This window comes from Colwellia sp. BRX10-4 (genome assembly GCF_014077465.1).
GTDB lineage: Bacteria > Pseudomonadota > Gammaproteobacteria > Enterobacterales > Alteromonadaceae > Colwellia_A.
Genome location: NZ_JACGVZ010000001.1, coordinates 457371 through 471028, shown reverse-complemented (window position 1 = coordinate 471028; position 13658 = coordinate 457371). Strand labels below are relative to the sequence as shown.

The 13658-nt window shown below is 38.3% G+C and carries 10 protein-coding genes and 1 pseudogene; all 11 read right to left on the bottom strand.

All coding sequences use genetic code 11. The annotated features are described in order from the left end of the window. Nucleotides 1-107: 107 nt before the first annotated feature. The 11 genes and pseudogenes from H4J67_RS02155 to H4J67_RS02105 all read right to left on the bottom strand — a co-directional run bounded on the left by H4J67_RS02155 (nt 108) and on the right by H4J67_RS02105 (nt 13646). Nucleotides 108-983 (bottom strand): D-hexose-6-phosphate mutarotase, encoded by an 876-nt coding sequence (locus tag H4J67_RS02155; RefSeq protein WP_182202752.1) that lies wholly within the window; start codon nt 981-983, stop codon nt 108-110. 809 nt (nt 984-1792) lie between these two features. Next, nucleotides 1793-3061 carry an amidohydrolase family protein gene (locus H4J67_RS02150; RefSeq protein ID WP_182176513.1) on the bottom strand — a complete coding sequence of 423 codons (1269 nt, stop codon included), beginning with the start codon at nt 3059-3061 and terminating at the stop codon, nt 1793-1795. An 11-nt stretch (nt 3062-3072) separates the two neighbouring features. Then, nucleotides 3073-4497 (bottom strand): amidohydrolase, encoded by a 1425-nt coding sequence (locus H4J67_RS02145; protein WP_182202751.1) that lies wholly within the window; start codon nt 4495-4497, stop codon nt 3073-3075. A gap of 838 nt (nt 4498-5335) precedes the next feature. Beyond that, nucleotides 5336-5641: a DUF1289 domain-containing protein gene (locus tag H4J67_RS02140; protein ID WP_182176064.1), complete on the bottom strand. Its 306-nt coding sequence runs from the start codon at nt 5639-5641 to the stop codon at nt 5336-5338. Between the two features lie 56 nt (nt 5642-5697). Beyond that, nucleotides 5698-7227, bottom strand: coding sequence for a SulP family inorganic anion transporter (locus H4J67_RS02135; protein WP_182176065.1), 1530 nt, complete (start codon nt 7225-7227; stop codon nt 5698-5700). Between the two features lie 188 nt (nt 7228-7415). Next, complete coding sequence (gene pgi, locus H4J67_RS02130; protein ID WP_182202749.1) at nt 7416-9035, bottom strand: glucose-6-phosphate isomerase; 1620 nt, start codon at nt 9033-9035, stop codon at nt 7416-7418. A 433-nt stretch (nt 9036-9468) separates the two neighbouring features. Beyond that, the gene (gene galU / locus H4J67_RS02125) at nt 9469-10368 is read right to left on the bottom strand and encodes a UTP--glucose-1-phosphate uridylyltransferase GalU (RefSeq protein ID WP_182176067.1); all 900 of its coding nucleotides are present in this window, start codon (nt 10366-10368) and stop codon (nt 9469-9471) included. Between the two features lie 182 nt (nt 10369-10550). Beyond that, a pseudogene (locus tag H4J67_RS02120) lies at nt 10551-10655 on the bottom strand (UTP--glucose-1-phosphate uridylyltransferase); the annotation flags it as partial. Nucleotides 10656-10702: 47 nt separating this feature from the next. Beyond that, nucleotides 10703-11425: a WecB/TagA/CpsF family glycosyltransferase gene (locus H4J67_RS02115; protein ID WP_182202747.1), complete on the bottom strand. Its 723-nt coding sequence runs from the start codon at nt 11423-11425 to the stop codon at nt 10703-10705. A gap of 8 nt (nt 11426-11433) precedes the next feature. Beyond that, entirely contained in the window at nt 11434-12345 is a 912-nt protein-coding gene (locus H4J67_RS02110) for a glycosyltransferase family A protein (RefSeq protein ID WP_182202746.1), read from the bottom strand. Further along, complete coding sequence (locus H4J67_RS02105; protein WP_182202744.1) at nt 12342-13646, bottom strand: O-antigen polymerase; 1305 nt, start codon at nt 13644-13646, stop codon at nt 12342-12344. The genes H4J67_RS02110 and H4J67_RS02105 overlap by 4 nt, the downstream gene beginning before the upstream one ends. Nucleotides 13647-13658: the final 12 nt, after the last annotated feature.

Sequence of the window (13658 nt, the reverse complement as noted above, 5' to 3'; positions counted from 1 at the left end):
GATAAAAGGTAATACTAACTGGTATTACCTGTTAATTAATCATCAAAAGATAAAGGATAATAGCGACAAAGTCTAGTGGCTTAAATTGAGTGCTGTTTTTGATGTGTTTATGTTAGCGTGACTTTCTGCCCGATCATCACGGTCTCATTCGCTTGGACAACTAGCCTGTCAGTATTAGCTGCCTCTAAACAAACAAATTCCTTTTCAGCGCCAACATGAAGATCCTTCATTCGCTGAGCAACCTCAACGCCGGGATTCCATAAAACCCACTGCTGACAATTTGTTGACGATACTGTAAGCGTTCTTTGCCATTGTTTATCTTCGATTAAGCATTGTTGATTAGTGTAATAAATACGATCGACTTCACCCAGACAATTTTCTAAAGCAGCAAGCTGCTGCTCTTTACCCGTAACTTTGTCATCAAAGGGAAACTCAGCTAACGGCGCTACCGTAATATTTTCTGGTGTACTAACGGCAAAGTAACTGTGTAATGCCGCTGAATATTCAAACGCCTTGGATGATAAATTACTGATAAATAATTTTTGTTCAAATTGATCAGAAAAAATCAACTGCTGCTTTAATTGGTATTGATGAGGCCATAATTGATGCTCATTTTCTCCAGACAAAGATAAAGTTACCGTAACCCTGTCTTTAGCAACGATCACGTCATCAAGTTGCCAATTTCGTTGACGAGCAAAACCATGATTACTCGCTTTTTCACCGCTAGGTGCTTGATATGGACCAAACCATGGCCAACATAAAGGGATCCCACCTCTAATAGGCGTTCCTTGTTCAAAAATAACGTCATCACTTAGCCAAAATACTGGCTTTTGGTTAGCCGGTTGCCAAGCGAGAACATGACCACCATATAAACTTATTTTTGCGGTACAAGTATTATGGATAATTTCTAGTGCATTTATCTGATCGGTAAGCGAAACTTGCTTAATTTGACCAAATTCATTTTCAGCAATAATTGACGACATACAACCCCAAGCGGTATTTAAAAAGTAATAAATAAATCATTATAACGATAAAATAAATAACCGTCATCCTGAATACAAATAACTGTTATCCTGAATACTACTCCGTCATCCTGATACAATCTCCGACTCCCTGATACCAACCCCGTCATCCTAATACCATTGTCCGACTCCCTGATGCCATCTCCGTCATCCTGAACTTGTTTCAGGATCTGTACTTATAACCACAAAGACCAGATACTGAAATAAATTCAGCATGACGACAAGGAGTGAGAAAATACGAATAATAAGCAACCCACCCTCCGTCATCCTGAACTTGTTTCAGGATCTGTACTTACAACAACAAAGACCAGATACTGAAATAAATTCAGCATGACGACAAAAAGGCTACACGATTACCGACTCCCAGATACCATCACCGTCGTCCTGATACCACTCTCCGACTCCCTGATACCAACCCCGTCATCCTGAACTTGTTTCAGGATCTGTACTTGCAATAACAAAGACCAGATACTGAAATAAATTCAGCATGACGGCAAAAATACAAAAGAATTATTGAGTCCCAGATACCAACACCGTCATCCTAATACCACTCTCCGACTCCCAGATACCAACACCGTCATCCTGAACTTGTTTCAGGATCTGTACTTACAACCACAAAGACCAGATACTGAAATAAATTCAGCATGACGACAAGAGAAATAAATTCAACATCACGGCAAAAGTGCTAAATAACAAAGCGCAAAAAAAAGGCATTAAACGAATTATCGTTTAATGCCTTTCGCTATCGAATAGCAAACTGCCAATAAGGGTTACTTCGTGTAACCTCTTGGCATATCACTGTCAGTGGTATAACGCTTACGTAACTCATCTTGACGACTCTGTGTTGAGACTTCTTTGCCGTTAATCCACATTTTATCTACTTTAGTACTAAGCTCGAAAGGGTCAGCACTCCATAAAACTAAATCAGCTTTTTTACCAACGGCAATACGACCCGCATTAATGTTAAAAGCATCGGCAACATTGGCAGTAACAGCCGCAAGTGCTTGGTCTTTAGTTAAACCATTAGCAATTGCATTACCTGCTTCGAAACGAAGCTGATATAAGTTATGTGCGTCGTTTATCGCTAAAGCAACATTGATACCGGCTTGAGTTAATTTCGCCGTATTGTCTAATGATGAATGCAGCGAATCAAAACTACTCGGTAAGTTATCTAAAGCGCCAAATATAACCGGTACTTTCGCTGCAGCTAATTGCTCGGTAATTAATATCGCATCAGCACCGCCAGCAATCACTAAATCAAGATTAAACTCAGCTTTTAATTTCAGTAATTCGAGTAAGTCTGTGGCGCGGTCGGCATAAGCTACAAGCGGTTTATCACCGGCTAATAAGGCGTTGATAATTTTTTCATCACGCTTTAGTTCTTTCGGTTCTTTTTGCTTGTCGTCAGCCTTTTTGTCTTTTTTCGCTGTTTTAGCGTCTTCAGCAGCTTTGGTTAAGGCTTTTTGGGCGTCTTCAAGCGTATAGCGTAGTTTTTGTAAGTTTAGAGCGCGTGAACCACTGCTTTTAGCACCAAGATCTATAATGACGGCATTTTCTTTAAGGTAAACACTGTCAAATTCGCCGGAGAGGTCTGTTACAAAGGTTTGCCCTTTGAACATACTATCGCCACCGCTAGGCACTGAAACGTTACTGGTGATACCACCTTTGCGTGTATAAGGCACAACCGTTGAGCGGGGATTAAAGGCGATTGATGCATCAAAAGTAATGTCTGCTTTTTTATCACTAGCATCACGTGTTCTTGATACCGCATTTACCTCAACCAAACCTAATGTATTCATTGAACCAATTAAACCCGGTGTCAATATTTTCCCCATCGCATCGAAGGTTACATCAGCATCAATTTTTTCAGGGTTAATCGCAATAATTTTTCCGTCATCAATAACAACCGTGGCATTTTTTAAAACACCCTGTTCAGTAACCGTATGAATAGTGGCATTGGTTATTGCTAAACTTTCTGCGTTAGCATGGCTTATTGCTGCTAAAGCAAGTGCGACTAACGAGGCTTTAAATAGCTTAATTTTTTTCATGATTACTGCCCTCCCTTTTTAGGTAAAGCCGGAACTTCAGCTTGCCCTAACATAAAGTCACTTGTTGCTTGGTATTTATCATCAAAACGGTCATACACTTTTGCACCATCAACAAATACTTGTTCAGCTTGTGCATAAACGCTGAAAGGACTTTGATTCCAAAGCACTACATCCGCATTTTTACCCGCTTCTAAACTACCGGTTTTATCATCAATACCTAAAGATTTAGCTGCATTTAAAGTGATCCAACGAATAGCTTCTGCTGGTTTTAAGGCAAAACCATTCTCGTTAGCACGGTACATGACTTTACCTGCTTCTTGGTTTAAACGCTGAATAGTACTGTTTGAGTCTGAGTGAACAATCGCACAAGAGTTTTTCACCGCGTTAACAACCGCAACGTTTTCGTGGATCATGTCGTAAGCTTCCATTTTGAAACCCCACCAATCAGGCCACATGGCTGCACAGTTTCCGTTTTCAGCTAATAAGTCAGCAATTTTGTAACCTTCAATCGCATGATGAAAAGTCCCTGACGGGTAATTAAACTCTTTTCCCAGATCAATCATCATCGCCATTTCTTCAGCTTTGTAACAGTGATTGTGAATTAAAATTTCACCGTCAAGTACGCCACGAAGGGTATCAAGCTCTAAATTTCGTGCTGGCGCTAAAGGATTTTTCCCCGCTTCGTAGTCACGGTCGTATTTTTCCCAGGCATGTTTATACTCAGTCGCTTCTGCCCAAGCCATGCGGTAACCTGCCATGTTGCCCATACGAGTTGAGGGTAATATTTTACGGCTACCATAAACACGCTTAGGGTTTTCACCACAAGCCATTTTTAAACCATAAGGCGCTTCTGGAAATTTCATGCCTTGCATCGTGTGGCTTGATACATTACGAAGCGTTACACCACGGCCACCGAATAAATTAGCAGAGCCAGGTAAAATTTGCATTGTAGTAACACCACCCGCGCGGGCAGCATTAAAACCAGGATCTTGTGGCCAAATACTATGTTCAGACCAAACTTCAGAGGTATTGGGCGAACTCATTTCATTACCGTCTGAATGTGACTCAGCCGACGGGCTTGGATAAACCCCTAAATGCGAATGCACATCGATAACACCAGGCGTAACCCACTTATCAGTTCCATCAATTTCGACAGCACCCACAGCGGACAAGTTTTTGCCGACTTGAGATATTTTTCCATCAGTCATCAATACATCAGCATTATCAAAACGCTCACCATTACCAATTAATACCGTGGTATTTTTGATTAATGTTGTTTGCTTAGGTAGAGGTTGATAAGTACTCGGATAAGGGTTTTTATTAATAGATACTTTTGGGTCTTGCTGCTCAGACTCTAAACAGCCAGATAGCGCGAGTGATACGCTAAGCGCCAACAACGTAGGCGCGATGCTTTGCTTGATATGCATTTAATGCTTCCTGTGCGGATTATTATTTTGGGTTATGACGGATAACAATAAAATGATTTGAACAATACAGCAAGTGAACCTTAACCAATTACGTTAAATGGTTACACATTTAAGGTGAATGGAGAATGAAGCAAGTGAATAAAAGTATTTCCGAGATTAAAAGCACATAGATAATTTGCCTTTTGGATTTTGCTCACTCTCTTGCCGTCATGCTGAATTTATTTCAGTATCTGGTTTTTGTAGAGCAAGTACAGATCCTGAAACAAGTTCAGGATGACGGAGTAGTATTCAGGATTACGGAGAGTGTTTTGTTTATTATTCGTATTTTCTCACTCCCGTGTCGTCATGCTGAATTTATTTCAGTATCTGGTCTTTGTAGAGCAAGTACAGATCCTGAAACAAGTTCAGGATGACGGTGTTGGTATCAGGGAGTTGGAAATCGTGTAGCCTTTTTGCCGTCATGCTGAATTTATTTCAGTATCTGGTCTTTGTAGAGCAAGTACAGATCCTGAAACGAGTTCAGGATGACGGAGAGTCGTCGGTTCACGATTCGCATTGCCTCACTCCCGTACCGTCATGCTGAATTTATTTCAGTATCTGGTTTTTGTTCTCTCCCATGCCGTCATGCTAAACTCGTTTCAGTATCTCGTCTTTGTTCACTCCCATGCTGTCATGCTGAATTTATTTCAGTATCTCGTCTTTGTAGATCAAGTACAGATCCTGAAACGAGTTCAGGATGACGGTATTTGTTTAGGGCTGAATATTTGTGAAAAGTGACGTATTCGTTCAGGATGACAGAGTATTTTCTAGACTCAAGGGTCTCTTCAGAATGATAGACTTAGAGTTCAAAGTCACCGAAATCAAGATCTGTTGAGGGATCTGGCTTTGCTTTTGGTTGGGGTTCAAGTAACAAAGGCTGCTGCGTTTCTATTAGAGTAGGAATAACTTTGACTTTCGGTTTGGCATTTTTACGTTTTTTGCGTTGTAAGCAGCGTTTAACTACTTTTTGTTTGTTATCAGACGTTAAGTTTATCCACGTTTGGCGTTCTTCACGCGTACGGTAGCAGCCAAGACAATTGCCTTTTTCATCAGACTGACACACACCCACACAGGGGCTGGGAACATCAAAAAACTCTAATTGCATAAAAACCTTCGGCCAAACTTAAAAAGCCTATACATAATGTATAGGCTTGTATCATATTAGTCTAATTTATCAGTAGCAATATGATAGTCAGGGTCTTCAATCACGTTGATTTCAACTAGACTACCCGCTTTGGTCAATAACTTTGTACATTCACTGCTTAAATGTCTTAAGTGCATGGTTTTGCCACGTGACAAGTAACGGTCAGCTAAGGTATCAATTGCTTCGATAGCAGAATGGTCAACAACGCGTGAATTTTTAAATTCAACGATAATGTCGCTACTTGCTTCATCCATATCAAACTGCTCTAAAAAGTTTGAAACCGACCCAAAAAACAACGGCCCTTTAACATCATAAACGGTTGAGCCATGCTCGTTAGTAGAGCGATGGACAGTAACGTGTTTAGCGTGTTCCCAAGCAAACACTAACGCTGAGACAATAACACCAACAACAACAGCAATAGCAAGATCTGAATAAACAGTCACACCTGAGACAAGAATTATCACAAAGGCATCAGCTTTAGGCACTTTGCCTAAAATACGGAAACTCGACCATTCAAAGGTACCAATAACAACAATAAACATAACGCCGACTAAGGCCGCTAGAGGGATTTGTTCAATTAACCCTGAGGCAAATAAAATAAAGCCAAGTAATGCTAGTGCTGCAGTAATGCCTGATGCTCGACCTCGACCACCCGAGTTCACGTTGATCATTGATTGACCAATCATTGCACAACCACCCATACCACCAAAGAAACCCGTAACAGTATTTGCTGCACCCTGTGCAATACATTCTTGGTTACCACGGCCACGAGTACCGGTTAACTCATCAATAAGGGTTAGCGTTAATAATGATTCAATTAAACCAATCGCTGCTAATACGATAGCGAATGGAAAGATGATTTTTAACATTTCTAAATCAAACGGTACGCTAGGTATGCTAAATGTTGGTAATCCGCCGGCGATAGAGGCAACATCACCTACTAACTTAGTATCGAGGTTAAGGCCGAAAACTAAGAATGACACAGCAACTATCGCGACCAATGTTGACGGTACCGCTTTAGTTAACTTAGGGAAAAAATGTATAATTGCCATGGTTAAAAGAATTAACCCTGCCATAGTATAAAGAGGTGCTCCTTGCATCCATTCTAATTCACCCGCGTCATTAGTAAATTTGAATTGACCAAGCTGAGCTAAAAATATAACGATAGCTAAACCATTAACAAAGCCAAGCATAACGGGATGGGGTACTAAGCGGATAAACTTACCCAGTTTAAAGATACCAGCAAGAATTTGCAGTAAGCCTGTTAATACCACCGTAGCGAATAAATACTCAACACCATGAATAGCCACTAGACTCACCATCACAACAGCCATAGCGCCGGTTGCACCAGAAATCATGCCAGGGCGTCCACCGAAAACAGAGGTAATTAAACCCACCATAAAAGCAGCATATAAACCAACAAGAGGGTCAACACCAGCAACAAATGCAAAAGCAACAGCTTCGGGCACTAGCGCTAAGGCGACGGTAAGTCCTGAAAGAACATCGTTCTTCAGGTTAGAAACTTTACTGGCATGTAATTCGAACATTGCACTCTCATTTTATGGATAGTGGGGTGTAACCTGACAACGTCCTAATAATAGGAAAACTTAACAAGAAGTGTTAATTGACTTATTTGAGGGTATATCAAGGTAAAAGCGCGGGAATACTATAGATTTGCCATGAAAAAGTCAATAACTAGCCACTTTTATGACTAGTTATTGTTCATATTTCAATGCTACTTATTAGTAGAACTATTAAAACGTTTGATTAGATTTTGACTTGAAGCTGACAGCATTGACATTTCGCCACCATTGATTGCTGATAAAATACTGTTGCCTAATTGTTTGCCTAATTCAACACCCCATTGGTCAAAAGAATTTAACTGCCAAATAACACCTTGTACAAAAATTTTATGCTCGTAAAGTGCAAGTAATGCCCCTAAATTTTCGGGTGTCATTTCTTCAAGTAATAAGGTGTTACTGGGTGTATTACCTTTCATGGTTTTATGTGGCGCAAGTGTAGAAATTTCGTCAGGTGTTAAGCCTGCAGCGTCAAGTTCATCGTTAACTTCTGCTAAGGTTTTACCGCGCATTAACGCTTCACTTTGCGCAAAACAATTAGCCACTAATACTTGGTGATGTTCAGGTAAATGGCTCGCGCCTTTTAAACAGACAATAAAGTCGGTAGGAATAATGTCATCGCTTTGATGCATTAATTGCATAAAAGCATGCTGACCATTCGTCCCCTCTTGACCAAAAACAGTGGGGGCGGTTTGCCATGCTAACTTCTCGCCAGTATTAGATACTGACTTACCATTACTTTCCATATCTGTTTGTTGTAGATAACCGGGTAAAGCCCGCAAAGAATGGTCGTAAGGTAAAATAGCAAGGCTTGAATACTGCAAAGCATTACGATTCCAAATACCAAGCAGTGCCATTAACACCGGCATATTCTGCTCAAAGGGAGCATTTTGAAAATGCTGGTCCATTTGATAAGCGCCCTGCTTAAGCTTATTAAAATTGTCATTGCCAATCACTAAAGCCAGCGGTAAACCAACAGCAGACCAAAGCGAAAATCGTCCGCCTACCCAATCCCACATCGGAAGAATGTTTTTTTCTAAAACACCAAACTCAGTCGCTTTAACGATATTAGTGCTAACTGCAAACCACTGTTTTTCAATAATGTCAGTATCAGAAGAATGCTTTAGCATCCAGTTTTTAACCGCTAATGCGTTAAGCAAAGTTTCTTGGGTGGTAAAGGTTTTAGAAATAACAACAACCAAGGTGTTATTAACATTCAGCTTAGCGAGTTTCTCTTCAACGGCAGCACCGTCAACATTGGCAAGAACATGGGCATTCAAGCCAGTGGTATGAAAAGTACTTAATGCAGAAAGCGCCACTTTAATACCGTAATAAGAGCCACCAATACCAATAGCGATAATATCAGTAAACTTTTCACCAGAAGCTGAAAGTAACCTTCCCGAGCTAATATCATTAATGATGTCGGCCATGTGCTGCTCAGTGGCAATAACTTCGTCAGCTTGTGCACCTAATATTGCTTGTTTTTTTTCATCTGGGGCACGAAGAACGGTATGAAGCACGGCACGTTTTTCAGTGTTATTGATAACCTCACCACAGAACTGCGCGTTAATTTTTTCAGCTAAATCAGATTTTTCTGCTAGGTCAAAAAGCTGATTAAGTTCTGTTGCGTTAATGTTTTGTTTAGAGAAGTCGAGGTATAGACCGGCATTGCTAGTTGAGTATTGATCAACACGGCTTTGGTCATTAGAGAATAATGAAATAATTGCCCGAGACCTAGCCGCTTTTGAAAGCGCTGATAAAGAAGATATATCCATATGTAGACTTTTCTTATAGTAAATTTAAAATAGGTGAAGGCTCGTCATGCTGATACCAACACCGTTATTCTGTAGGATAAACGTCATCCTCAACACATCACCGTCATCCTCAAAACAACACCGTCATCCTGAACTTGTTTCAGGATCTGTACTTGCAACAACAAAGACCAGATACTGAAATAAATTCAGCATGACGACAGAAGTGCTAAACGATCACCGACTCTCTGATACCAACACCATCATCCTGCGGGATAACCGTCAACCTGATAACATCAACGCCATCCTGAACACTACTCCGTCATCCTGAACTTGTTTCAGGATCTGTACTTACAACAACAAAGACCAGATACTGAAATAAATTCAGCATGACGACGAAAATGCAAAAATGTTAAAGTACAAACTGCAAAAGTACAAAAGAGTACAAAAATAGTTGTTACTTCATCAAGTCGGTTAAATATGCTCTGAAATCATCAGCTAATTCTGGGTGGCGTAAACCGTATTCAACATTCGCTTTCATATAGCCTAGTTTAGAACCACAGTCATGTGATTTGCCTGTCATATGGAAAGCTTCAACCGTTTCTTTTTCCATTAACATCGCAATAGCGTCAGTTAATTGAATTTCATCACCAGCACCTGGAGGTGTTAACTTTAATAAATCCCAAATTTTCTCAGAAAGTACATAGCGACCAACAACAGCTAAGTTTGATGGCGCGTCTTCCATCGCTGGTTTTTCAACAATAGCCGTCATAGTTTTTGACTCACCAGGGGCAAGGTCAACACCACCACAATCAACCACACCATAACTACTGACTTGCTCCATTGGCACAGGTTCAACCATAATTTGGCTGTAGCCACCAACTTCGTTATAACGCGTTAACATCGCCGCTAAATTTTCGGTTTTCAAATCGGCCGTAGCATCATCTAAAATAACATCAGGAAGTACCACAACAAAAGGTTCGTTACCAATAATAGGACGAGCCTTCAATACAGCATGACCCAGCCCTTTCGCTTCACCTTGTCGAACATGCAGTATGGTAACGTCTTTCGGACAAATCGCTTGAATCTCTTCAAGCAACTGACGCTTTACACGATTTTCTAAAGTAGTTTCAAGTTCAAAAGATTTATCAAAATGGTTTTCAATGGCGTTTTTTGAAGAATGGGTAACTAGGACAATTTCTTTAATACCTGCCGCAACACATTCATTAACTATGTATTGGATCATCGGCTTGTCCACAATTGGCAGCATTTCTTTGGGAATTGCTTTAGTTGCTGGCAACATACGAGTACCAAGACCCGCTACTGGAATTACCGCTTTTGTTATTTTATTTGTCATTTTCGTCCCTAAATTTTTACGATAACTAATATTAAAGGGACTTTTAGCAATTGTCACGGTGAAATGGTTTTTTCTATCCTAAAATGATAAATGATACCGACGGGTATCATTTATCTATAGGTTAACTCTTTGTAGAACTCTCGATACCAACGAATAAATTAAGAAAAAAATTCGGTATAATTGTCTACAATTGGCAACATTTCTTTGGGAATTGATTTAGTTGTTGGCAACATACGAGTACCAAGACCCGTCAATAGAATTACCGCTTTTGTTATTTTATTTGTTATTTATTTTACAATCGGTAATTGTTCGTTAATAATTTATTTTAAAAAGTTTAAAAATGCTTTGTCAAGTACAATAATAAAAACTTTGGATAGTCTTTAAAAACTCGATTTCTAACGTGAGAGTGCATTATCATTCTTTGTAACCACCTTAAGCCTGTTTTTTTCACTAAGGGGTGATAGTAATCTGGCTTTATAGAAGTTTGAGTTAAGAATCCTCCACAAGTAAAACCTAGTTGGAGGCTTGTGCTTATATCTTTAAAACCTAGTAAAAACTCTTCCTGAAGGGGGGTTCCCATTCCACATATTAATATTTCAGCTTCACTTTCTATTATATTATTTATAACCTTTTCGCTAACCTTTTTATTCTTTACATACCCATCATGACTGTAAACAATATTTAAAGTCGGGTATAACTTGCTTATATTTTTTACGGCTTCAATAATCTCAGAAGGTTCTGCGCCAACTAAAGCAACCTTTTTGTTTTTACATTGACACCACTCGAGAACATCATTTGCTATAGAAGAAAAATCAAAACTCAATCGCTCAACTTTTTTTGTCGAGTAGAATAGGTTATGAAATATTTTTAATAATGCGCCGTCAGTAAAGAAACTGTCTACACCATCTATCAAAGCTGGCGATTTTAACAATTCAATATAGGAAAAAGGATTCACAAAAGAGATTATGTGAAAGTTTGAGCGCACATCTGCTTCTTTAAGTAACGTTGAAAAATGCTCACGCCCTTTAATTTTACTGTCTAACTCTAGATATTTCATTATTTTCCTTAGTTCAATCGCTTGATAAGCCAATCAGGGCAAAGAGTAAGAGTTTTAATAACTAACTTATGCCAACCATTGAATACATTTGGGCTTGATATTAAGGTAGCAGCCTTATAATTACTACCATACTTTATGTTTTGAAAAGCAGTGTAGATATAACTTCTATGAAGTAAGTAAGCAGCATGTTTTTTTAAATGTTCTGGTATGTTGTCATTTTTAAGCCAATCCTCAAGAGCATTGACATGAGGCAATATATCCAACACTAAGTTATTTTTAGTGGCACTATTTTCATCAGAATGATCATAGGTAACTAATGTTTTAGTACAAATAGCTAATTGGAAGTTGATAGCCATTTTCATCCATACATATATATCCTCACCCATGTTCCAGTCTTCTGGAAAGCCTCCTATCTTTAGAAAATCAGATTTTTTGATGACAACAGAAGATGCAGTAATTGGTAAATCACCATCACAAGAAGAGCGAAAATAGTTATCAATGATTCTATAACTGCTTTTGCCTGGAACACTTAGATTAGCTTTCCGGTATGTTCCCCCAGATAAAAATTGATAACCTGATGAACATAAGCTGATATTTGGAAATAGTTTTACCGTGTTTAAAATCTCAAGTAAAAAGTCCTTTTCCCAATAGTCATCTGCATCTAAAAATGCAACCCACGAATATTTGGCAACGGAAACACCAGTATTTCTAGCTTTAGATACTCCTGAATTTTCCTGGGTAATAAGTCTGAGGTTACCTTTACTGAACTTCTCTCGTATAAGATCAGCCCCTTTATCAGTAGAGCCATCATCAACGATAATAACTTCAAATGATTTTAATGTTTGTGAAAAAATTGAATTTAGACATCTTTCAATGAACTTTTCCTTATTGTACAACGGGATAATAATACTGATATTCATTTCACTAACCTTAAGTGTTTAGGATGAAAAGAAGATTTAGTTAATAATAAAACGAACACAAGCATAATCGATGATGTCCCATTAAAAATGACGTGACCAGCTAAAATAGAATGTAAAAAAATCATAAGTAAACAGAAACTTAGAAAGAGCCTTTTGTTACGCACTGCCTTGACAATTTCATGGCTAACAAAAAACAAATAGCCAATAGCGGGAATTAAACCGTAACAAAAGAATAGCTCAAACAGATCATTCTCTAAAAACTTACGTTGAAATGAGCTTGATAGCTCGAATGACTCATAAGCATAAAATGCTCCTCCTCCAAAAAGTACTTTTAAACTAGAGAAGCCATCAACATTTAGCTTATCAAATGCATCTCTTATGAAGACATCTCTTGAGCTTGCGAGTAAGACCGTCTTATCCTCAATTTTGTTAAATTTTGAAATAATATTTTCAAAAACTAATGCTAAAATTTCAATTAACGCTGGTACTACAAAAATAATAAGCAGAATAGCAATGACAATCGATATTATCGGAAATTTCTTACAACTCACATAAGTAAGGTAGATAGTAGATAGAATTAAAAATAAAAATGCAGCCTTGGTGCCAATGATGGCTGTACTTATAATCATAAGTAAACCTAGAAAAAAGTATAGATTTTTACCTGAGATATAGGAGTAATATAATGACAATAATGCTGATACCCCAATAGTAATTCCAATACCGTTTCCAGAAGCAAATAGCCCCCGAGTAGCAAACTTGCTTCCATAATTAGAAATATGAAAGCCACTCAAAAAGGATGCTAATAGCAATATACTTAAAATCACACCATAGATAATGACTATCCTAAAAAAAAAATCGTAGGTCACTAGATCTTTATTAACCCAATCACTGAGAAATATATACACTAAAATACAAAAAAGTATTTTACTAAAAAAAACAACACCTGACAAAAACGGCTTTAATTCATGGTGTATAAAAGCAGCAACGATTTCTATCAATAAAAAATAAAGTGAAAAATAAAATATGCCTTTTTTAATTTTATTTTCAATCTTTGAATTGAAAATAAATACAATAAGAAAGAAAAGGGCTATTAATCGACCCAGTTGAGACGGAGAACCAAGAGCACCCTCACTCATAATCCCTAGTTTAAACAAAGCGCCTGTTAATGAATCAAAAAATGGCAATAAAAAAACACAATAAAAAGTAACAAAATATAAATATGTCATTTTTAATTGTATGAGTTGATTAAATATAGAAAGCCGTTTTGAAATAAAAAGAGAGCTTACTTTGATTTCATTCATAATCGAGCTATA